This is a genomic window from Salmonella sp. SAL04214 (assembly GCF_046550615.1).
In the GTDB taxonomy this organism is placed as follows: Bacteria; Pseudomonadota; Gammaproteobacteria; order Enterobacterales; family Enterobacteriaceae; genus Salmonella; species Salmonella enterica.
Map to the genome: position 1 here is coordinate 103,084 of NZ_JBGDXT010000002.1, position 21,300 is coordinate 124,383.

Annotated in this window: 23 protein-coding genes and 3 tRNA genes; 13 read left to right on the forward strand and 13 right to left on the reverse strand. The window is 52.2% G+C overall.

Annotated features, from left to right (window positions below):
* Nucleotides 1–12: 12 nt before the first annotated feature.
* From ACLJQD_RS03670 to ACLJQD_RS03705, 8 genes are all read right to left on the reverse strand, one after another.
* Entirely contained in the window at nucleotides 13–786 is a 774-nt protein-coding gene (locus ACLJQD_RS03670; RefSeq protein WP_017441763.1) for a metal-dependent hydrolase, read from the reverse strand.
* Nucleotides 783–1,856 (reverse strand): patatin family protein, encoded by a 1,074-nt coding sequence (locus ACLJQD_RS03675; RefSeq protein WP_000531545.1) that lies wholly within the window; start codon nucleotides 1,854–1,856, stop codon nucleotides 783–785. The genes ACLJQD_RS03670 and ACLJQD_RS03675 overlap by 4 nt, the downstream gene beginning before the upstream one ends.
* Before the next feature lie 123 nt (nucleotides 1,857–1,979).
* On the reverse strand, nucleotides 1,980–2,141 hold the full coding sequence (locus ACLJQD_RS03680; protein ID WP_000490276.1) for a DUF1328 domain-containing protein: 162 nt from the start codon (nucleotides 2,139–2,141) through the stop codon (nucleotides 1,980–1,982).
* Between the two features lie 128 nt (nucleotides 2,142–2,269).
* Nucleotides 2,270–2,887 (reverse strand): molecular chaperone OsmY, encoded by a 618-nt coding sequence (osmY, locus tag ACLJQD_RS03685; protein ID WP_000178963.1) that lies wholly within the window; start codon nucleotides 2,885–2,887, stop codon nucleotides 2,270–2,272.
* A 401-nt stretch (nucleotides 2,888–3,288) separates the two neighbouring features.
* The gene (gene prfC, locus ACLJQD_RS03690; protein ID WP_017441762.1) at nucleotides 3,289–4,878 is read right to left on the reverse strand and encodes a peptide chain release factor 3; all 1,590 of its coding nucleotides are present in this window, start codon (nucleotides 4,876–4,878) and stop codon (nucleotides 3,289–3,291) included.
* Nucleotides 4,879–4,969: 91 nt separating this feature from the next.
* On the reverse strand, nucleotides 4,970–5,647 hold the full coding sequence (gene yjjG / locus ACLJQD_RS03695; protein WP_017441761.1) for a pyrimidine 5'-nucleotidase: 678 nt from the start codon (nucleotides 5,645–5,647) through the stop codon (nucleotides 4,970–4,972).
* A 21-nt stretch (nucleotides 5,648–5,668) separates the two neighbouring features.
* Nucleotides 5,669–6,115 (reverse strand): ribosomal protein S18-alanine N-acetyltransferase, encoded by a 447-nt coding sequence (gene rimI, locus ACLJQD_RS03700; protein WP_001092435.1) that lies wholly within the window; start codon nucleotides 6,113–6,115, stop codon nucleotides 5,669–5,671.
* Complete coding sequence (locus ACLJQD_RS03705) at nucleotides 6,060–6,497, reverse strand: DNA polymerase III subunit psi (protein ID WP_000203996.1); 438 nt, start codon at nucleotides 6,495–6,497, stop codon at nucleotides 6,060–6,062. Before ACLJQD_RS03705 ends, rimI begins: the two co-directional genes overlap by 56 nt.
* Nucleotides 6,498–6,599: 102 nt before the next feature.
* On the opposite strand from ACLJQD_RS03705, the gene rsmC reads away from it, so the two are divergent.
* The 4 genes from rsmC (at nucleotide 6,600) to ACLJQD_RS03725 (ending at nucleotide 8,137) form a co-directional block, all read left to right on the forward strand.
* Nucleotides 6,600–7,628: a 16S rRNA (guanine(1207)-N(2))-methyltransferase RsmC gene (gene rsmC / locus ACLJQD_RS03710; RefSeq protein ID WP_017441760.1), complete on the forward strand. Its 1,029-nt coding sequence runs from the start codon at nucleotides 6,600–6,602 to the stop codon at nucleotides 7,626–7,628.
* A gap of 190 nt (nucleotides 7,629–7,818) precedes the next feature.
* Nucleotides 7,819–7,905, forward strand: a tRNA-Leu gene (locus tag ACLJQD_RS03715).
* A gap of 27 nt (nucleotides 7,906–7,932) precedes the next feature.
* Nucleotides 7,933–8,019, forward strand: a tRNA-Leu gene (locus tag ACLJQD_RS03720).
* Nucleotides 8,020–8,050: 31 nt separating this feature from the next.
* Nucleotides 8,051–8,137: transfer RNA gene (locus ACLJQD_RS03725), tRNA-Leu, on the forward strand.
* Nucleotides 8,138–8,168: 31 nt separating this feature from the next.
* Here ACLJQD_RS03725 and ACLJQD_RS03730 read toward each other — a convergent pair.
* Nucleotides 8,169–8,405 carry a DUF1435 domain-containing protein gene (locus tag ACLJQD_RS03730; protein ID WP_023242882.1) on the reverse strand — a complete coding sequence of 79 codons (237 nt, stop codon included), beginning with the start codon at nucleotides 8,403–8,405 and terminating at the stop codon, nucleotides 8,169–8,171.
* A gap of 250 nt (nucleotides 8,406–8,655) precedes the next feature.
* Here ACLJQD_RS03730 and ACLJQD_RS03735 point away from each other — a divergent pair, with 250 nt between their 5' ends.
* The 3 genes from ACLJQD_RS03735 (at nucleotide 8,656) to ACLJQD_RS03745 (ending at nucleotide 11,238) form a co-directional block, all read left to right on the forward strand.
* Nucleotides 8,656–9,720, forward strand: a complete 1,065-nt coding sequence (locus ACLJQD_RS03735; protein WP_000211207.1) for a GGDEF domain-containing protein — start codon at nucleotides 8,656–8,658, stop codon at nucleotides 9,718–9,720.
* 120 nt (nucleotides 9,721–9,840) lie between these two features.
* On the forward strand, nucleotides 9,841–10,629 hold the full coding sequence (gene fhuF / locus ACLJQD_RS03740; RefSeq protein WP_017441758.1) for a siderophore-iron reductase FhuF: 789 nt from the start codon (nucleotides 9,841–9,843) through the stop codon (nucleotides 10,627–10,629).
* Between the two features lie 150 nt (nucleotides 10,630–10,779).
* The gene (locus tag ACLJQD_RS03745) at nucleotides 10,780–11,238 is read left to right on the forward strand and encodes a YbaK/EbsC family protein (RefSeq protein ID WP_000058276.1); all 459 of its coding nucleotides are present in this window, start codon (nucleotides 10,780–10,782) and stop codon (nucleotides 11,236–11,238) included.
* Between the two features lie 50 nt (nucleotides 11,239–11,288).
* On the opposite strand, the gene bglJ is transcribed toward ACLJQD_RS03745, so the two are convergent.
* Both bglJ and ACLJQD_RS03755 read right to left on the reverse strand, forming a co-directional pair.
* On the reverse strand, nucleotides 11,289–11,963 hold the full coding sequence (gene bglJ / locus ACLJQD_RS03750) for a DNA-binding transcriptional activator BglJ (protein WP_024137341.1): 675 nt from the start codon (nucleotides 11,961–11,963) through the stop codon (nucleotides 11,289–11,291).
* Entirely contained in the window at nucleotides 11,924–12,649 is a 726-nt protein-coding gene (locus tag ACLJQD_RS03755; RefSeq protein WP_000936662.1) for a response regulator transcription factor, read from the reverse strand. The genes bglJ and ACLJQD_RS03755 overlap by 40 nt, the downstream gene beginning before the upstream one ends.
* Before the next feature lie 712 nt (nucleotides 12,650–13,361).
* Between ACLJQD_RS03755 and ACLJQD_RS03760 the strand changes: the two genes are divergently transcribed.
* From ACLJQD_RS03760 to opgB, 6 genes are all read left to right on the forward strand, one after another.
* The gene (locus ACLJQD_RS03760; RefSeq protein ID WP_001727653.1) at nucleotides 13,362–14,138 is read left to right on the forward strand and encodes a threonine/serine exporter ThrE family protein; all 777 of its coding nucleotides are present in this window, start codon (nucleotides 13,362–13,364) and stop codon (nucleotides 14,136–14,138) included.
* Nucleotides 14,129–14,602 carry a threonine/serine exporter gene (locus ACLJQD_RS03765; RefSeq protein ID WP_000511329.1) on the forward strand — a complete coding sequence of 158 codons (474 nt, stop codon included), beginning with the start codon at nucleotides 14,129–14,131 and terminating at the stop codon, nucleotides 14,600–14,602. Before ACLJQD_RS03760 ends, ACLJQD_RS03765 begins: the two co-directional genes overlap by 10 nt.
* 92 nt (nucleotides 14,603–14,694) lie before the next feature.
* Nucleotides 14,695–15,234, forward strand: coding sequence for a primosomal protein DnaT (gene dnaT / locus ACLJQD_RS03770; protein ID WP_000098573.1), 540 nt, complete (start codon nucleotides 14,695–14,697; stop codon nucleotides 15,232–15,234).
* 2 nt (nucleotides 15,235–15,236) lie between these two features.
* Nucleotides 15,237–15,974 carry a DNA replication protein DnaC gene (gene dnaC, locus ACLJQD_RS03775; RefSeq protein ID WP_000799924.1) on the forward strand — a complete coding sequence of 246 codons (738 nt, stop codon included), beginning with the start codon at nucleotides 15,237–15,239 and terminating at the stop codon, nucleotides 15,972–15,974.
* 57 nt (nucleotides 15,975–16,031) lie between these two features.
* A complete protein-coding gene (locus ACLJQD_RS03780; protein ID WP_001090314.1) occupies nucleotides 16,032–16,493 on the forward strand; it encodes a DUF2501 domain-containing protein in 462 nt (153 codons plus the stop codon).
* A 282-nt stretch (nucleotides 16,494–16,775) separates the two neighbouring features.
* The gene (opgB, locus tag ACLJQD_RS03785) at nucleotides 16,776–19,067 is read left to right on the forward strand and encodes a phosphatidylglycerol--membrane-oligosaccharide glycerophosphotransferase (protein ID WP_017441756.1); all 2,292 of its coding nucleotides are present in this window, start codon (nucleotides 16,776–16,778) and stop codon (nucleotides 19,065–19,067) included.
* A gap of 133 nt (nucleotides 19,068–19,200) precedes the next feature.
* Here the strand turns inward: opgB and ACLJQD_RS03790 are convergent, their stop codons facing one another.
* Nucleotides 19,201–20,211 (reverse strand): SIS domain-containing protein, encoded by a 1,011-nt coding sequence (locus ACLJQD_RS03790; protein ID WP_017441755.1) that lies wholly within the window; start codon nucleotides 20,209–20,211, stop codon nucleotides 19,201–19,203.
* 17 nt (nucleotides 20,212–20,228) lie between these two features.
* Entirely contained in the window at nucleotides 20,229–21,290 is a 1,062-nt protein-coding gene (locus ACLJQD_RS03795; protein ID WP_001651437.1) for an SIS domain-containing protein, read from the reverse strand.
* Between the last annotated feature and the right edge of the window lie 10 nt (nucleotides 21,291–21,300).

The following is a 21,300-nucleotide window of genomic DNA, read 5'->3' on the forward strand; positions in this document are numbered from 1 at the left end:
GCTGCGATGCCCTCAGAGCCGAAACAAGGTAATGGTATTGCGATACAGCGTATCGGCTATCACCTCTGCGGGCTCCGGACGTAATTCGCAGAGCGCATCAAATACGCGCGCCGCCTGCTCCGGGCGGTTCGGCTGCCCCTGAAACCCCTTTAGCGGCATATCCGGCGCATCGGTCTCCAGCAACAGCGCGTCCAGCGGCAACCGCGCCATAACATCACGGGTTTTACTGGCGCGCAGGTAGGTGATGGTGCCGCCGACGCCGATTTTATAGCCCAGTCGCACAAAGCGTTCGGCCTGTTGCAGACTGCCGGCAAAACCATGCACCACACCGGTTCGCGGTAGATCCTGGCGCTTTAAGTGCATCGCCAGTTTGTCATGCGTGCGCCGCGAGTGCAGGATCACCGGCAGATCGTAGCGTTTTGCCAGTTGCAGTTGCGCGTCTAACAATCGCTCTTGCCTGGCAAACTGCGGATCGTCGCGATAAAGATCGAGACCAATCTCGCCTACCGCCACGACGTTCTGTTGTTGCGCCAGTGCTTGTTGCAGCTTATCAGGATCGTCATCGGCATGACGCTCAATCACAATGGGGTGTAATCCCAGCGCAGCATAAAGCGACGGGAAACGCGCCGCCAGCGCCAGCACGCGGGGAAAGTGAGCCGCCTCGGTCGCCGGCACGATGATTTTTTCAACGCCCGCCTCACAGGCACGCTGAATACTGGCGCGCTCATCGCCCGTAAAGGGCGGGAAATCAAAATGGCAGTGTGTATCGATAAAGCGCCAGCTCACGCCAGATCCTCGTCGGTAAATGTGGTGTCGTTTGCCTGCGGCGCGCTAATGACCTCCGCCACATGCGTATCATTGGCCACCGGCGCCGGAGGCACGACCACCGTTTCCGGCACGGCAATCCGCGACGTATGGCGCAAGAGAGGCGGCGTTGCGGCGAGCAATTTACCAACGGTGGCAAGGAAATAACGCCCGCATAATCGCCCGGTTTTGTAATCCTCACGCAGCGCCGGGATACGGCTGCCCAGCGCCATGCTGTGCAGCGGTTTCGGCGGATAAATTTCAATGATCCGCAGCTTACCCGGCGGCTTTTCAATAAATTGTTGGATCGCGCTGTAGGACGTTTCATGATGCTGCACCAGGTTGACCAACGGCTGTAGACTGCTCTCTCCCAGCCAGCGCTCCATACGCTTAAACCACTGCGGCGTGTAATACATTTGCGAGGGTACGGTGCGGATCACCACAATGGTTTTCGCCCCCCGCTTTGCCGCCTCCTGAACCGGAATGGCGTCGCTAATGCCACCGTCCAGATAGTTGATGCCCTCTAACGTAACGCCGGTACGGTAGAAACCCGGTATGGCGCTGGAGGCGCGAATGATATCAAGCCAGTTTTGTTTTGTCGGCGAGAAATAGCCCGGCGTGTAATCATCCCCCCGGCAGGCGCACATATAAAAGGATTTTCCGCTGTCGAACAGGCGCGCTGCGGTATCCATCTGCAGCGGCATCCGGGCGGCGGTGGACTCCACCAGCCAGTCGAGGTCAATAAGGTTTCCTCCGCGTACAAATCGTAGCGGATCAAAAAATTCGCGCCTGGTGGTATAGCGCATAATGACTTTACGCCCGTAGCCGGGCTGGTTGCAGAGATACGCCGAGAGATTTTGCGCACCGGCTGATGTGCCGAAGTAGAGATGGAAAGGATTAAACTGCGCACGCATAAACTCATCCAGCACGCCTGCGGTAAAGATACCCCGCTGCCCCCCGCCCTCACAGACCAGCGCCATACGGCCTGGCCGGAACGGTGTTAATGATAACGGCGCAATATTGCCGAGCGTAACCGGTATTCGCTGGCCCACCTCTGCCTTCCTGTTTTTCATTTTTTTCCAGGCTGACAAGGTAACGCAAAACGTTAACGGCTAAAACCGTAAAAGCCAGTCCGCTGGACTGGCTTGATAGCAATATATCTTTACAGCTGCCTGCTAGGGTCGTTTACGGCCCATGAACAGGCTGACCAGGAAGAGCACGATCCCGACGACGAAGACGATTTTCGCCGCGCCGGCAGCCGTACCAGCCAGTCCACCAAAACCCAATGCGGCGGCAATTAACGCGATAACCAGAAATATAATGCCCCAACGAAACATAAGCCTCTCCTTTACCATAGTTAATGTCGACCGCTAAATATGAGCGCTCAGGCTACTCATTCGCGATATTTTTAGTGTGGTGCACATTACGCCTCCCGACAAACGTCGGGAGGACGAATTACGACGAATTACTGAACTTTCAGATCGTTTTTAACACTTTTTACGCCATCAACGGCTTTCGCGATGCTTTCAGCGCGGTCGCTTTGTTCCTGAGTTTCAACAGTACCGGAGAGCTGTACGACGCCATCGGTCGTTTCCACTTTTACTTTACGGGAAGGGACGAGATCGTCCGCCAGCAACTTGGCTTTGACTTCACTGGTCGTGGCCGTATCGCCGGCATAACCTTTCACGGAACCTTCTTTATTGTCGCGAACGTGAAGTTTGTCGCTAACGGAGGTCACGCCTTCTACGCCTTTCGCCACTTTCACGGCGGCTTCAGCCTGCGCCTGGCTTTCTACAAAGCCGCTCAGGGTGACGACTTTCTGATTGGTTTCGACAGAAATATCGGTGCTTTTAATATTGTCATGGTCTACCAGCGCAGCTTTGACTTTCGCAGTGATAGCGCTGTCATCCATGAAGTTACCGACTTTATTCATAGAGCTATCGACTTTTTGCCCTGCGGTTTCGGTTCCGCTTTGCGCCTTGTCCGTTGTTGCGTTTTCTGCAAAGGCAGAACCTGTCGCAACAGCAGAGGTCAACATTACGGCCAGCAGAGTTTTAGAAATCTTCAGTCTTGTCATAGTCATCGATTTTGTCCTGTATAGTTTGCTCGTAATTTGAGCTCAGGCAACACGAGGTTGCATTGCTGAATGCGGTGAAACTCACCGGTTTCTGAAGTCAATGACTGGCATCACATTCGTGAATTTGTAACGACGCGTCGCCTGCCACCCTTCCGTTTCAGTTATTAATATCGTGACTGAAACAAATCTCAGCTTTAAGCTCTCATATTCACGCATTGAACAGGCATTAAAGCCGACATTTATGTCATCACTTTGTTAAATATAGATCACAATTTTAAAATCGCTTGTCGGTGCGTATAAAAAACAGGCAGATCGGAGAAAAAACGCGGGATTTAAGAACATTCCGTAAGCGGTTAAAAAGGCAGGGAAAGTACGAAGGCGCGGCGGATGCCGCGCCCGGAAAGGGATCAGTGTTCGCGCGTTTTACGGAACTGAACGTCAGGGTAACGTTCCTGGGTCAGGTTCAGGTTAACCATCGTGGGGGCGATATAGGTGAGGTTGTCGCCGCCATCCAGCGCCAGCTGCGTTTCATTCTTACGCTTAAACTCTTCGAATTTCTTCGCATCGGCGCTTTCCACCCAGCGCGCCGTCGCCACGTTGACGGATTCATAAATCGCCTCAACGTTGTATTCGCTTTTCAGGCGCGCGACAACAACGTCAAACTGCAAAACGCCCACGGCGCCGACAATCAGATCGTTGTTGGAGATGGGACGGAATACCTGCACCGCCCCCTCTTCAGAAAGCTGCACCAGCCCTTTCAGTAGCTGCTTCTGCTTGAGCGGATCTTTCAGGCGAATACGACGGAACAGTTCCGGCGCAAAGTTCGGGATACCGGTAAACTTCATCATCTCGCCCTGGGTGAAGGTATCGCCGATCTGAATGGTGCCGTGGTTATGCAGACCCAAAATATCGCCCGGGTACGCTTCTTCAATGTGCGAACGGTCGCCCGCCATAAAAGTTAACGCGTCGGAAATCACCACATCTTTGCCGGTACGGACCTGGCGTAGCTTCATGCCCTTCTCATACTTACCGGAAACCACGCGCATAAACGCCACGCGGTCGCGGTGTTTCGGGTCCATATTGGCCTGAATTTTAAAGACAAAACCGGTGAATTTCTCTTCCGAGGCTTCCACTGTGCGGGTATCGGTTTGACGCGGCATCGGCGCGGGCGCCCACGCCACTAAACCATCCAGCATATGGTCAACGCCAAAGTTACCCAGCGCGGTACCGAAAAATACCGGGGTAATTTCCCCTGCCAGGAACAGCTCTTCATCAAACTCGTTAGACGCGCCTTGCACCAGTTCCAGCTCGTCGCGCAGCTGTTGCGCCAGGTCTTCACCGACGGCGGCGTCCAGATCCGGGTTATTCAGCCCTTTAACGATGCGCACTTCCTGAATGGTGTGGCCCTTACCGGTCTGATACAGATAAGTTTCATCTTTATAAAGGTGATAAACGCCCTTAAACAGCTTGCCGCAGCCAATCGGCCAGGTGATCGGCGCGCAGCCGATTTTCAGCTCATTTTCCACTTCATCCAGCAGCTCCATCGGGTCGCGGATGTCACGGTCGAGTTTGTTCATAAAGGTCAGGATTGGCGTATCGCGCAGACGGGTAACTTCCATCAGCTTACGAGTCCTGTCTTCAACGCCTTTTGCGGCGTCGATCACCATCAAACAGCAGTCCACCGCCGTCAGGGTACGGTAGGTATCTTCGGAGAAGTCTTCGTGCCCCGGGGTGTCCAGCAGGTTCACCAGACAGTCGTGATACGGGAACTGCATCACCGAGGTCGTGATGGAGATACCACGCTGTTTTTCCATCTCCATCCAGTCAGATTTTGCATGTTGGCTGGAACCACGGCCTTTTACCGTACCGGCGGTCTGAATCGCCTGTCCGAACAGCAACACTTTTTCGGTAATGGTGGTTTTACCGGCGTCCGGGTGAGAAATAATGGCAAAAGTGCGGCGTTTGGCCACCTCTTGCAAATAAGGAGACAACGTCATAGTCAAATCTTCTTGAGTAAGCGCGGCGTTTGACCACGCATGTTGAATACGAAAAATGCGGCTATTTTACCCATCAACCTGGGGGAGGCAATCAGTGTTTACACAGGAGCTGCTCCAGTTCGCTTAATGACGCCACAGTCCAGGTTGGATGGATACTCGCGGGCTGCTCGCGATGATGCGCGTTAAGCCAGCAGGTCGACAGTCCGGCGTTAATGCCGCCAAGAATATCGGATTCCGCGGTATCGCCAACCATTAATACGCGCGAGCGGTCAGGATTCCCCGCCTGCTCCAGGGCGTAGTTAAAGATTTTCGGATCGGGCTTCGCGACGCCAACCTGCTCGGAAATCACCAGCAGATCGAAATACTCGCGCAGCCCGGTGCGCTCCAGACGAGTTTGTTGTAGCGCGGTAAAACCGTTAGTAATAATACCGATTTTAGCCTGCCCGCGAATCGCATTAAGTAGCGAAACGGCGCCCGGCAAAGGAGAACAAATCTCCGCCATCGCACTAATAAAAGCGTCATTCAGCCGCCCCGGCGCAACGTTTAGCCGTTCAGCCCAACTTTGAAAGCGCGCGTGCTGCAATTGTAATGAAGTAATCGCGCCGTTCTGATAATCCACCCATAGCGGCTTATTCACGGCCTGGTAATCCTGGAAATCCTCAGCGGTAAAGGTGACGCTATAGTCAAGGAACATCCGCTGTAAGCCGGTGAAAGAATCAAACGTAAACAGCGTTTCATCGGCATCAAAGAAAATCCAGTCCCACTTCATCATTACACCTTGCCTCTTTTATTACATGCTTATCGGTAACGCCATGATGATGGCGTCCTCATGCCCTTGTGCCGTAGGATAGTAATTGCGGCGAATCGTCGCCTCGTTAAACCCCAGACTTTCATACAGCGCGATGGCGGCAGCGTTAGAGGCGCGTACCTCCAGCCATAACGTTACAACACCGCGTTTTTCCAGTTCATCAATCAGATGCTCAAGCAGCATACGCCCCAGCCCCCGACGCTGAAAATCCGGATCGACGGCGATATTGAACAGCGTCGCTTCGTCCAGCACCACCTGTGTAATGGCAAACGCGGCCATTCTGTCATCAGCGGTCAGCTTAAGGTTGAGATACCGTTCGCCCTGGTTGCCGAAAAACGTTTTTTCGCTCCACGGAAACGCATGAGCGCGTTGCTCAATCTGCCAGGCTGCGGGGAGATCGGTCGTGCTGAGGATAGAAATCGTGTTCATGTTCGCAGATTTGTTGCCATAGTGCGGCGCGTGCCGCCGGGTTTGCCCGGAGTTCATTAAACGCCGGCGTCGTGACCTGAGCGCCTTCGAGTTGGAGCGGCGCGTCAGTTCCTAACCGCCAGCTATTACAACGGCTGCCCTGCGGCAGCATGGCGACGCGCTCAGGCGCCAGGGGTAAAACCTGATCGGGACTCACGGTCAACGCGCGTAAAATATCGCGCATTAGCGGCTCGTTCAGCGCGGGTAATTCCTCTGCAACCACGATCAGACGAACGTGCGCGGGAAGGGAAATCGCAATCTCGCCCTGTAGCGCGCCAGGACGTCGCAGCGCCCACTGCGTAATACCCAGTTGCTGTAACTGCCAGTCTCGTCGGGATGTCATAGCGAAACGCTCCTGTAATCAGGGGCGCAAATATAGCAAATCTGTCGAATCTCCGCCATCAAACTACTATAATCGCCGCCAGTCTGAATTAAGGAGCATTCCATGTCTGCTTTTACCCCGGCAAGTGAAGTCTTGCTGCGCCACAGTGATGATTTCGAACAAAGCCGTATTCTTTTTGCCGGAGATTTGCAGGATGACCTGCCCGCGCGCTTTGAATGCGCCGCCAGCCGCGCGCATACGCAACAGTTTCACCACTGGCAGGCGTTAAGCCGCCAGATGGGCGAAAACGTCCGTTTTAGCCTGGTCGCGCAAGCCAGCGATGTCGCTGACTGCGATACGCTGATCTACTACTGGCCGAAAAATAAACCCGAAGCGCAGTTCCAGTTGATGAATATTTTGTCGCTGATGCCGGTGGGCAGCGATGTTTTCGTCGTGGGAGAAAACCGCAGCGGCGTGCGTAGCGCCGAACCGATGCTGGCGGACTATGCGCCGCTGAACAAAGTAGATAGCGCGCGACGTTGCGGCCTTTACCATGGTCGTCTGGAAAAGCAGCCGCAGTTTAGTCTTGAATCCTGGTGGGCCGAGTACAACATCGACGGGCTGACCATCAAAACGTTGCCGGGCGTATTCAGCCGCGACGGACTGGATGTCGGTAGCCAACTGCTGCTGTCTACGCTGACGCCGCACACCAAAGGTAAAGTGCTGGATGTCGGCTGCGGCGCTGGCGTGCTTTCCGCCGCGCTGGCCAGCCATTCGCCGAAAGTGCGCCTGACGCTGTGTGACGTCAGCGCGCCGGCGGTGGAAGCCAGCCGCGCCACGCTTGCCGCTAATGGTCTTGAAGGCGAGGTATTCGCCAGCAACGTCTTTTCGGAAGTCAAAGGACGTTTTGACATGATCATCTCCAACCCGCCGTTCCACGACGGAATGCAAACCAGCCTCGATGCGGCGCAAACGCTCATTCGCGGCGCAGTGCGCCATCTGAACAGCGGCGGAGAGTTACGCATCGTGGCGAACGCCTTTCTGCCCTATCCTAAGATTCTGGATGAGACTTTTGGCTTCCATGAAGTCATCGCGCAAACCGGGCGCTTTAAGGTTTATCGTACCGTGATGACCCGTCAGGCGAAGAAATAGTTGGCCTGATAAGCGCAGCGCCATCTGGTTGCATGTGCCGGATGGCGACGCAAAGCGTCTTATCCAACCTACGTCTCGCGCCCATTTTTGCAGCAATCAATCTATCCCATGCAATTAACTATTGACGAATAGCTGAAAACCACTAGAATGCGCCTCCGTGGTAGTGATTCTTTTCAAGAATCGATGGTATGCGAAGGTGGCGGAATTGGTAGACGCGCTAGCTTCAGGTGTTAGTGTCCTTACGGACGTGGGGGTTCAAGTCCCCCCCCTCGCACCAAAACCACGTTGATATTGCTCGCACTGGGCGAAGGTGGCGGAATTGGTAGACGCGCTAGCTTCAGGTGTTAGTGTTCTTACGGACGTGGGGGTTCAAGTCCCCCCCCTCGCACCAACGAGGCGATATCAAAAAGTAAGATAACTGTGCGAAGGTGGCGGAATTGGTAGACGCGCTAGCTTCAGGTGTTAGTGTCCTTACGGACGTGGGGGTTCAAGTCCCCCCCCTCGCACCAATTATCTTATCCTTCCTTTGTCTCTTCATTTTCATCCCTGATTCCAGTTCATCATTGCCAACATCATGCCGCCAATAAGCGCCATACACGATGGCAGCAATACAAAATGCCGTAATTGTTTGTGATACAACATCAGCGCAGACAGTAGCAATCCTGATACAATCAACAGCTTCAGCGCATAAGCTGACAGGCCGATAAACGCCAGTCCAACGATAATCACTCCAGGCAATAACACGCCCCATCCGCTGCCTAACGCCCGCTGCAACATGGTTTCACCTCTGGAATTGATAATGATAACCAATATCATATGATATATTTTCTCATTTGTCAGCCAGGGAGAAAGCTAAAGAGATGAGTTTTACTTAACGGTTGATGACACGTATTCAGTAAGGTGATAAATTGTCCGACTGTTAACGTAAAAACAACAACACCTCGCTTTAGGCGACCTTTTCTCATACGTTATTTTCATGTTGGCGCCCGATTCCGTGTATATCACCGATAAATAACGACAATTACCCATGACAACACCATCCTGGCGGTCGCTTCGTATTAAGAAGTATCAGTTTTCTTTACGTCTTTTCTTGTTTCTCAACGCCGTGTCGGCGCTATTTACTCTCGTTTTCCCCCTTTATCAGATCAATGTATTTTGCACGCCAATGATCGGGATAGTGGTCCTGAGCGTATTACTGTTGATATGGCATGGGAAATATGGACAAAAAAGAATTAATCTCCCCTTTATCTCCCTACTCTTTGGGGGAATATGGGCGGCGCATATTGCGCTAAAGTATCCGGCGTTAGGCCATTATGATTTCTCTTTTTTACTGATTTCCCTGCTTAGCGTTCTGTTTATCGGCTCGATAGCCTTTGCCGCGAATATCGTCGCGTTTACGCTCTATTCGCTACCGCCAGTCGCGGTCTGCCTGTGGCTGAACGGTAATGAACAAGGTTTGCGAATTCTCTATTTGCTGGCCCTGCCAATGGTGGGAATCGCTATTCAACATGTTATCCAGAAACGCTACGATAATTTTGCCCAACAGCTCATGTTTAAGCTGCTGGCCGAGCGGGAAACCCTCAATGGCCTGAGTATGCTTGATCCATTAACCGGCTTATATAACCGCCGTGGCCTGCAAAATCGGCTGGATACGTTACAGGCGCCGGGCAGCCATGAACACTACGTCCTGCTATTGGATATCGATCATTTCAAAGCGTATAACGATCACTACGGTCATATGATGGGCGATCAGGCGTTAATCCGCGTCTCAGCGGCAATTCGGGACGCCGTGCGATCGCGCGATGTCGTCTGCCGTTTTGGCGGGGAAGAATTTCTGGTGTTGCTGACCACCGCCGAACCACAGCAAGCCCGCGCTACCGCAGAACGTATCCGACAGGAAGTATACGATCTTAAAATCCCGCATATGTTTAACGAAAGCGTCGCCACCAATGTCACTGTCAGTATCGGCATTGCGCCCCTGACGGATCGCAATATCGGAGACGCTATTGAAAAAGCGGATAAAGCGCTCTACGAAGCCAAGCATCTTGGACGTAACCACATTCTGGTCAGCGACGACATGCGCGCCCTATGAATCCTGCTGACGTAATCGTGCTACGCCAACAGCGTTAACCATAAACCGCTTGCCATCGTTTATCGCTATCGATAGGATTAGCAATCATTATCATTTAGATTAACATCATTAAACTGCGCTATGGCCTACCGTTCCGCACCGATTGCTGACGATATTATCTGGCGAGCTGCTCCTCAGCCGGAAGACGCCTCGCTGGCGGACGCAGTACGCGAGACGATCGCCTCTACCCGTGAGCACCTGTTGGACTTCATCCGGCTGGATGAAACACCGCCGCCAACGGCAATGACTCTTGCCCAGTGGACGCGCCCCGCGACGTTTCGTTCATTGCTGGCCACCTATTCCGATCACATCTATCGGCACACGCCAGGCCTGCCACGTGAAAATAAGCCGTTACTCTCCCTGTGGGCGCAATGGTATATCGGGCTGATGGCGCCGCCGCTGATGCTGGCATTACTGACGCAAGCGCGCGCTATCGATGTCTCGGCAGAACATATTCACGTTGAATTTCATGAAACCGGGCGCGCCGCGTGTTTCTGGCTTGACGTGCATCAGGATAACCTGGCAACGGGGCGTTCCCCGGAAGAACGAATGGAAACGCTGGTAGTCTCCGCACTACAGCCGGTCATTCAGGCGCTGGAGGCGACTGGCGACATCAACGCGAAACTTATCTGGAGCAATACCGGTTATTTAATCAACTGGTATCTGACTGAGATGAAACCGCTGCTTGGCGAAGCCCTGCTGGCAACGCTACGCCAGCGCTGTTTTTTTGAAAAGCAGCTATCCGACGGTCAGGATAACCCGCTGTGGCGGACCGTCGTAATGCGCGACGGTCTTCTGGTACGCAGAACCTGCTGCCAACGTTACCGCTTACCTGACGTACAGCAGTGCGGCGACTGCACGCTAAAGTAAACTGCGTTACGTTGCCTTCAGTTATCGTCACGGCTTACTGCTGCTGGCCTGTCACATTATTATATTTACAGCGGCGCTCTCCGTATGCCAAATTACGTTTTGCCATTTTTGGGTCTACCGTGGCTATTGGTAAGGTCTCAGGAGAGAAGAATGAGTCTGCAATCTGTACGGCAATTTCTGGCCGATCATGCTCCCGATATTGAAATTATCGAATTAAATCAAAGTACAGCGACTGTCGAGCTGGCAGCCAAAGCGCACAACGTAGAGCCAGGGCAGATAGCTAAGACGCTCTCGCTTAAAGTAAAAGACACCATTATCCTGGTGGTCGCGAAAGGCGATGCCCGCCTGGATAATAAGAAGCTTAAAACCACTTTCGGCGCAAAAGCCCGTATGTTGAGCAGCGATGAAGTGGTCAATGCAACCGGACATCCTGTCGGCGGTGTATGTCCCTTTGGGCTGGAGCACCCGCTGCCCGTCTATTGCGACATCTCTCTGAAGGGGTATAACGAAGTATTGCCTGCCGCAGGCGCCACGCACAGCGCGGTACGCATCACGCCGGAAAGAATGGCTGAACTGACATCGGCGACCTGGGTAGACGTGTGCCAATAACGTGCCTGACACCCGGATTCCCCGAACAAGCACGGCGCATCCGGCGCGGGCTATACCCGATGCTGGAGCGCGGTACCATCGCCGGCGCGCAGATATAACAGAATATCCGCCGCATCGAGTAACCCGGCATCAGAACTCACGCCCAGCTTGGACATCACATTAAACTTATGCGCCCGGATAGTCTTAATGTTACGTTCTAACTGGACGGCAATTTGCGGCATTGAGTAGCCGTTCGACATGAAACGCAGAATCTCCCGCTCGGTTGGACTAAGCATACAATTCTGGTGAAGTTCCCAAAGATTGTCTGTACGCTCCGTTGTCCGCCGGGCGCTATTAAGCGATGTAAATAAGGCATCCTGTAAAACATCCAACGGCGACGCTTTGCTGATGACCCCATCCAGCGGCAGCGGGGATAATGCGCTGATTAAGCGGGCTTCAGCATCATCATCGGCAATCACCAGACGCCGCATATGGGGATAATTTATCGCCAGTTCCGTCAGGCTGGATAATCCTGTCCGGCGTTCAGTTCTTAACGCAGAAAGAGAAAAAATAACGGCAGAAAACGGCGTCTTTAGCGCAGACTTATAAAACGCGGATGGTTTTGAAAAAATATGAAGCGTATGTCGGCAATCCGGCATTGTATCAAATAGCCCTTTAATACCAATGGTGCTCATCACGCATTTTTCTACGAGCGCAACATTTCTCTTGCTGATTCTGTTTTCCATTCCATGGTTTCTCCATATACCGAAGGTAGGTTCAATTCTCTGGCTCCCTGAGAACTGTTTATCCATGCATACATCTCTGCATTACTGTGTATTGATAAGCGTCGCATGGCGCTATTTTTTTGGGCGCTAATTGTTTTATTACTTTTTTTAAGTAACGCCGCAATTTGGTTAATGCCCCACCCTTTTCCTAAAAGGCGTAATACTTTTCGTTCAGACAGCGTAAGGACAATCGGCCTGTCGTGGGACTGCTGAATTTCAGACGGTACCTGAGGCGATAATAATGTTTTGCTTATTCTTTCTGAGCGAGCGTTTCCCGCATGGATAACGCTAATAAGATTCTCGATTGGCTCTTCGTCTGAAAGCAAGGTGCTGACGGGGCCCATCAGGAGATCAACTGCATGTGGATAGCAGGATTTAGGAACCAGAAATATCCAATGTATGTCGCGATATTGCGAGATTAAGCTATAAAAATATTCGCAGATAGCGCGGGAAGAGGCATTGTTAACTGCTAAATCAGCAATAACTAAATTACTCCGGCGTAGCTGTAGCAGCGTTAACTCTTCTATCGTACGGCAATACGCCAGTTTATAATCGGGGAAATTACCTGTTATAGCCCCTTTAAGACCTTCCTGTATAAGAGGGGTTTTACTGATAATAAGTCCATTTTTGCAGCATCCTGGCAGCATAATTCCTCCGCACCCACGCCGCCCCCTTTCATTGCCCCATTAATAAAAACACTATTAACAATGATCGCAAAGAAATATAGGCCGAGTGGATTAATTATCCTTGTTTTATTTTTAAATATCTAATATTGATTGCGCTACAATCCACATAGCACAAAAACATGAAATCACTATCGCATAGTTACTCATAAAACCAGAAGCAAGACAATTAAATTAACTAAATTTGCACATTAGCAATTCTAACGAAAACTCATCATATTAATAAATTTAAAATATGAGTTCGTCCTTCATTCATATTGCTGAGTCCTAAAACAAAAGCCCAACAATACTGTCTACCATCCATAAAACCCATGTAATATCTGCGAATTACACTAAGGTATGCCTATTTTTACGCCCGCTGCTCACGCCATTGTGGTTAAACCATTAATGCATATCGTTGATAAAATTCACCACATCATTGATTCAAAAATGAGCGGCCAGGCTGGCATAATGCCTCTATTCTGGAAACGGACATACGAGAACCGTCGCCCATAAGGATATCCTGCCTGTGACGAAGCGCACGTCTCAGGAAGCTTATGCGTTGCGTCTGGTGGTTGACGTTTTTATCAACAAGAAATTGATCTTAACCAACGCCATCATGCCTGCGCTTCGTGTTAAAAAGAAAGCCTCTGTCATAGTGGCGGCGCATAGAATGTCTTTTCGGACAGGACGAGTCATGCAAGAAGAGCAATCAATTCAACGAGCAGTAACACGGTTATGTATTCAATGCGGGCTGCTTTTATTGCAGCACGGGGCGGAAAGCGCACTGGTTGATGAGCTTTCCACCCGACTCGGTTTGGCACTCGGTATGGATAGCGTCGAAAGCGCGATCTCCTCTAACGCCATTGTCCTGACGACCATTAAAGACGGACAATGTCTGACATCGACACGTAAAAACCAGGATCGCGGCATTAATATGCACGTCGTCACGGAGGTTCAGCATATCGTTATCCTCGCGGAACATCGTCTGCTGGATTACAAAGGCGTGGAAAAACGCTTTAGCCAGCTCCGCCCGCTGCGTTATCCGCGCTGGCTGGTGGCGTTTATGGTCGGTCTTTCCTGCTCCTGCTTTTGTAAGCTGAATAATGGCGGCTGGGATGGCGCGGTTATCACCTTTTTCGCCAGTATGATAGCCATGTATATTCGCCAGATGCTGGCGCAGCGGCATTTACATCCGCAGATCAATTTTTGCATTACCGCCTTTGTCGCTACCACGATTTCCGGGCTGATGCTCACCCTTCCCGCCTTTAGCCAGACGCCCACTATCGCCATGGCGGCGAGCGTACTGCTACTGGTGCCGGGCTTTCCGCTGATTAATTCCGTCGCAGATATGTTTAAAGGACATATTAATACCGGGCTGGCGCGCTGGGCTATCGCCAGCCTGTTGACACTGGCCACCTGTGTGGGCGTAGTGATGTCAATGACAGTATGGGGGCTACGAGGATGGGTATAATCGACTTTTTACTGGCGCTTATGCAGGACATGATATTGTCTGCGATCCCCGCTGTCGGGTTTGCGATGGTCTTTAATGTTCCCCACCGGGCGCTTCCGTGGTGCGCGCTACTGGGGGCGCTGGGTCATGGCTCGCGTATGCTGATGATGAGCGCTGGTTTTAATATCGAATGGTCGACGTTTATGGCTTCGCTACTGGTCGGCAGTATTGGTATTCAGTGGTCACGCTGGTATCTCGCTCACCCTAAAGTGTTTACCGTCGCGGCCGTGATCCCGATGTTTCCGGGGATTTCCGCCTATACCGCGATGATTTCCGCAGTAAAAATTAGCCATCTGGGCTATAGCGAACCGATGATGATTACGCTGCTGACCAATTTTCTGAAAGCCTCTTCCATTGTTGGCGCGCTCTCAATTGGCCTCTCTGTACCGGGATTATGGCTGTACCGCAAACGCCCCCGCGTGTGAATGGTGGAACGCCTCCTGCTGTTCTTACAGGTCTGTGTGGTACTATAAAAACAGTCGCCCTTCTCGGTTGTTGTTCCATATTGAGAAACATTATGTCTTCCAGAATTTTAACGTCGGACGTCATCGGTATTGACGCCCTTTTACACGATCATCATGCTGTGCTGGCGAAGTCAACGGGCGGCGCAGTGGCGGTATTCGCTAATAATGCGCCTGCCTTTTATGCCGTGACGCCTGCACGCATGGCTGAACTGCTGGCGCTTGAAGAAAAGTTATCACGTCCGGGAAGCGATGTGGCGTTAGACGCGCAATTTTACGAAGAACCCGAAGCCGCCCCCGTTGCGATTCCCTGCGGAAAATTCGCCATGTATCCCGCCTGGCAACCGGATGCGGATTTTCAGCGTCAGGCTGCCCTTTGGGGCGTGGCGCTTCGGGAGCCAGTCACCGCAGAAGAGCTGGCGGCGTTTATCGCCTACTGGCAGGCGGAAGGTAAGGTTTTTCACCATATCCAGTGGCAGCAAAAGCTGGCGCGCAGCGTGCAAATCAGCCGTTCCAGCAATGGCGGAATGCCGCAGCGCGACATCAATAGCGTCAGCGAACCTGACAATCATATTCCACCAGGTTTTAGGGGGTAACGATGAAAAATGTTGGCGACCTGATGCAACGTCTACAAAAAATGATGCCTGCGCATATTACGCCGGCGTTTAAAACGGGCGAAGAACTACTGGCGTGGCAGAAAGAGCAAGGCGAGATCCGGGCGGCGGCGCTGGCGCGGGAAAACCGGGCGATGAAAATGCAGCGCACCTTTAACCGTTCCGGCATTCGACCGCTGCATCAAAACTGTTCGTTTGATAACTATCGGGTTGAGTGCGACGGACAAATGAACGCGTTAAGCAAAGCCCGACAGTACGTTGATGAATTTGACGGCAATATCGCCAGCTTTGTCTTTTCCGGCAAGCCTGGAACCGGTAAAAACCATCTCGCCGCGGCTATTTGTAACGAGCTGCTGCTGCGCGGAAAGTCGGTACTGATTATCACCGTAGCGGATATTATGTCAGCGATGAAAGACACGTTCAGCAATCGGGAAACCAGCGAAGAGCAGTTGCTTAACGATCTGAGTAACGTTGATCTGTTGGTGATCGACGAGATCGGCGTGCAGACCGAATCCCGCTATGAAAAAGTGATCATCAATCAAATTGTCGATCGTCGTTCCTCGTCAAAACGTCCCACCGGCATGTTGACGAACAGCAATATGGAAGAGATGACGAAAATGCTTGGCGAACGCGTCATGGACCGTATGCGTCTCGGCAACAGTTTATGGGTTAATTTTACCTGGGACAGTTACCGCAGCCGGGTGACAGGTAAAGAGTATTAAATTGCAACGTGCGCCAGGGCGATACGACGCCTGGCTGGCATAACACAGGTGATTACCATGAATACAGCGAAACATGTTCTGTGCTGCGCGGCGATCGCCAGCGTACTGATTTCCACCAGCGGTATTGCCGCCAGTCAGTTAAGCGCTCAGGGCGCGAACGCACAGCAGGGCGGGATGTCGCTTTCTGCGCTAACCGGTCTGCTCAGCAGAGGTGCCCAATCGCTCAGCGCCGATAATATGAATAATGCCGCCGGTATTTTGCAGTACTGCGCCAAACAGAAACTGGCGTCCGCTACCAACGTGGAAAACGTTAAAAATCAGATTCTGAACAAGTTGGGGTTGGATACCACACAGCAGGAGCAGGACACTAACTACCTGAACGGCCTGCAAGGGTTGCTCAAGACGAAGGACGGCCAGCAGTTGAACCTCAATAATATCGGCAGTACGCCGCTGGCGGAAAAGGTGAAAACCAAAGCTTGCGATCTGGTGTTGCAGCAAGGGCTGAATTTCCTCTCCTGACTGCGCTTTTCTGACCGTGCGCCACGCCGGGACGCCCTGTTAAAAGCCGTGTTTTGGCCCTTTACCCGCCAACACGGCATTAACCCGATTTTTCTCTTCGTCTTTTCCTGTTATTAACCGCTATGGCAGGAAGTGATGCCGATCAAAAAACCAACTTTCTAAACTCATTCTAAATAACAGCGCCGTGTAAAGTTATTAGAATTGCAGCAATGTGACATCGCTATTACATTGTTAGAAATTTTTTCCTGCCAGCGATAAGCCTGGTTTATTGAGGATCGTCAGTTGTCCGAGTTGCTCTCTGTCGCTCTGTTTCTCGCCTCTGTGCTGATATATGCCTGGAAGGCGGGCCGTAACACCTGGTGGTTTGCCGCCACTCTCACGGTGCTGGGACTTTTTGTCATTCTGAATATTACCCTGTATGCCAGCGACTATTTTACCGGCGACGGGATCAACGACGCAGTGCTTTATACGCTCACGAATAGTCTGACGGGAGCGGGAGTCGGCAAATATATTCTGCCGGGAATCGGCATTGCCCTGGCGTTAGTGGCGGTATTCGGCGCGCTGGGATGGGTACTACGCCGCCGCCGTCACCATCCTCATCATGTCGGTTACAGCCTGCTGGCGTTACTGCTGGCGTTGGGTTCGGTCGACGCCAGCCCGGCGTTTCGCCAGATTACCGAACTGGTAAAATCACAAATGCGCGATGGCGATCCGGATTTTGCCGTTTATTATAAAGAACCAGCAAAAACCATTCCTAATCCGAAGCTCAATCTGGTCTATATCTACGGCGAGAGCCTGGAACGGACCTATTTTGATAATGACGCGTTCCCCAATCTCACGCCAGAGTTGGGCGCGCTGAAAAATGAGGGGCTGGATTTCAGCCATACCATGCAACTGCCGGGAACGGATTACACCATCGCCGGGATGGTGGCTTCCCAGTGTGGTATTCCGCTGTTTGCGCCGTTTGAGGGCAATGCGTCCGCGTCGGTTTCCAGCTTCTTCCCGCAAAATATCTGCCTCGGCGATATTCTGAAAAATTCCGGCTACCAGAACTACTTCGTACAGGGAGCTAACCTGCGTTTTGCCGGGAAAGACGTGTTCCTGAAATCACACGGATTTGATCATCTGTACGGCGCTGAAGAGCTAAAAACGGTGGTGGCGGACCCGTCTTATCGTAACGACTGGGGCTTCTACGACGATACGGTGCTTGATGAGGCATGGAAGAAATTTGAAGCGCTTTCCCGCTCAGGCCAGCGGTTTTCGCTGTTTACGCTGACCGTAGATACTCACCATCCGGACGGGTTTATCTCGCGGACCTGCAACCGCAAACGCTACGATTACGACGGTAAGCCCAACCAGTCCTTTAGCGCCGTAAGTTGCAGCCAGGAAAACATCGCCGAGTTTATCAACAAAATCAAAGCGTCACCGTGGTTTAAAGATACCGTTATCGTCGTCTCTTCCGACCATCTGGCGATGAACAATACGGCCTGGAAATACCTGAATAAGCAAGATCGCAACAATCTGTTTTTCATTCTGCGCGGCGATAAACCGCAGCAGGAGACGCTGGCGGTCAAACGCAACACGATGGACAACGGCGCAACGGTGCTGGATATTCTCGGCGGCGATAATTTTATCGGTCTGGGACGTAGCAGCCTTTCCGGGCAGTCGCTGTCGGAAGTGTTCCTGAATGTAAAAGAGAAAGTGCTGGCGATGAAGCCGGATATCATTCGCCTGTGGAATTTCCCGAAAGAGATAAAAGATTTTACCGTCGATCGGGACAAAAACATGATCGCTTTTTCCGGCAGCCACTTCCGCCTGCCGTTACTACTGCGCGTATCGGATAAGCGTGTTGAACCGTTACCGGAAAGTGAATACTCCGCTCCGCTACGGTTCCAGTTGGCCGACTTCGCCCCGCGTGATAATTTCGTTTGGATCGATCGCTGCTACAAAATGGCGCAGCTATGGGCGCCGGCGCTGGCGCTCTCCACCGACTGGTGCGTCTCGCAGGGGCAGCTTGGCGGGCAGCAAACCGTACAGCATGTCGATAAAGCGCAGTGGCAGGGTAAGACGGCGTTTAAAGACACGATGATCGATATGGAACGCTACAAAGGCAACGTCGATACCTTAAAGATTGTCGATAACGATATTCGTTATAAAGCCGATAGCTTTATCTTTAATGTGGCGGGCGCGCCAGAGGAGGTGAAGCAGTTTAGCGGCATTTCCCGGCCGGAGTCCTGGGGCCGCTGGTCAAATGCGCAGTTGGGCGATGAGGTTAAAATCGAATATAAAGCGCCGCTGCCGAAAAAGTTTGATCTGGTGATCACCGCCAAAGCCTTCGGCGACAACGCGAATCGCCCGATTCCGGTACGCGTAGGCAACGAAGAACAGACACTGGTGCTGGGTCACGATGTGTCCACTATCACGCTGCATTTCAACAACCCGACGGACGCGAATACCTTAGTCATTGCGCCGCCCGCTCCCGTCGCCACCAACGAAGGTAATATTTTGGGCCATTCGCCGCGCAAATTGGGGATTGGCATGGTGGAGATCAAAGTGGTGAATGTTGAGAGTTAAAAGAGAATGTCATATATGCCGGGTGGCGGCTGCGCCTTACCCGGCCTACACATCATCTTTATCAATAAACCGGCGCACAGGCCTGATAAGCGAAGCGCCATCAGGCACTGTATATATTACACGCCCCTTTCTGTTAATAATCGAACTGACGGTAGTAACGACGAATATCCAGACTGTGGCCGGTATATTTCTCGAAGTGCGCCGCCAGCCGATCAACTAACAATGTCGAAACAACACACGGCGCCATGATCCAGCGGAACTCATCATCAATGCCGTCCAGCGCATACGCTTTCGGATCAATCACCACCAGGTTATCGGTAATCTTACTGGCGAAGCGCTCCACGCGCTCGTCCAGCTCGCGGCATTTCCCTTCCCCTTTCACCAGAATGAGCGGCACCTCTTTTTCCAGCAGCTCCAGAGCGCCGTGGAAAAATTCCGCAGAGCTGACGGGGCGCGTGCGCTTCCACTGCATCTCTTCCAGGATACACATAGAGAACAGATAGACCTCGCCCCACATCTCCGCGCCGCCGACCCACATCATATAATCGCTGTTATGATAACGGCTGGCGATAGCATCGGCCTGCGGATCAAATTTTTGTTTCGCTTTCAGCAGATTCGCCGGCAGAATTTCCAGTTGGCTGGCGAAGCGATCGTAACTGGCGAATTCGTTATTGCGCGACAGCACGCGGAAAAACAGCCAGTACAGCAGCATATATTCATATTCCACGCCATTTTTGTGACGCATCGGAATATGCCATGTCGCCGCCTGCGCCAGCGGAGAGTCCGCATTTTTGGTAATAGCGACTACGCGTATTCCCTGCGCTTTACACCACTCGGCGATCGCCACCGATTCTTTGGTATCACCGGATTTAGACAGCGTAACAACCACAGAGTCTTTATTCAGCCGCTTATTTCCTTTATGAATTAATTCTGCCGCCTGCTCAACATAAACCGGCAACGTCGTTAATTCTTTGGCAAATTCATTAATTGCCATCATTGGCGCCAGTGAACCGCCAACAGAGGCGAAAAATAAAGAACTGAACCCGGCCTGATAAATCTCGTCAGCAACCTGTTCTGCCTTCTGGCGCGCAGCGATGATCTCACGAGCACTCGTCAGGTACTCGTCCTGATTAAAACCCAACATATTTTTCTCCTGATTGTTCAGATTTTACTTTTTAAAACGCGATCGAAATCGTCAAAAATGCGTACCGAAAGGTCGATGCCTTTCAGTGAGGCGATATGAAACGCCATGAGTTGTACCGGCACAATCAACAGCAATGGCGAGAAATGGTGATCAACCGCTACATCCAGCGCAAGCGTCTGGTCATCCTGCGCCGCCTTCGCCAGCGTGAGAGTAAAGGTTTTGGCGACCGCAGGCGTCATATACTCCCGTAGCGCCCTGGAGCGCGCGTCGGGCCGGTCCTCAAAGAAGAACATCACGTGTTCCGCATTGGCTTCCAGATACGGGCCGTGCATATAGGCTTCCAGCTCAAACCCGCTTGAGGGAACACGCACCGTCTCGGTAAATTTAGTTTCCAACTCTTTTGCCACCCCAACCAGCGCGCCGTAGCCTATCGCCACAAAACGCGTCCCGTTTCGTAAAACGGACTGGTGCTGGTGAATAAACGCTTCCGTACGCACGATAACCAACGGCAGGGTTGCCGCGATGCGTTGAAGCTGCGCCACATACTCCTCGACCTGCGATTCCGTCAGTCGCTGCTGCTGACGGGCAATTAACAACGCGATAAGCACCAGATTCAGTACCGTCGCGCTAAATCCACGGGTAACAAAGCCGACGGACTCAATCCCGGTCAGAATATCCAGTGGATAATCACTGGCCTTGCCAAGAGGGCTTTGCGGATCGGCGGTCAGAGCGAATACCGGACGTCCCTGCGCCTGAACTTTACGCATCGCCTCCAGGGTAGAAGCGCTTTTCCCGCTCTGGGAAATAGCAATAACCATATCGGCTTGCGGATCGCTATTCTCATACTGGCTAAAGGTGTACGGCTCTTTAATATCGATAGAGATACCGCAGCGCTCAAAGAAATAACGGGCGCAAAAGGCGGCATTCAATGACGATCCGGTGGCTAATATCAGGATTCGTCGTAACGTTTTTTGGCTGGCGAACCGCGATACTTCTTCCAGCGACTGGCGATGGCGTCGAATAATATTCGCCAGGACGTCAGACTCTTCGTTAATATAGGTCAGCATGGTTGGTGACATTGTGTATCCC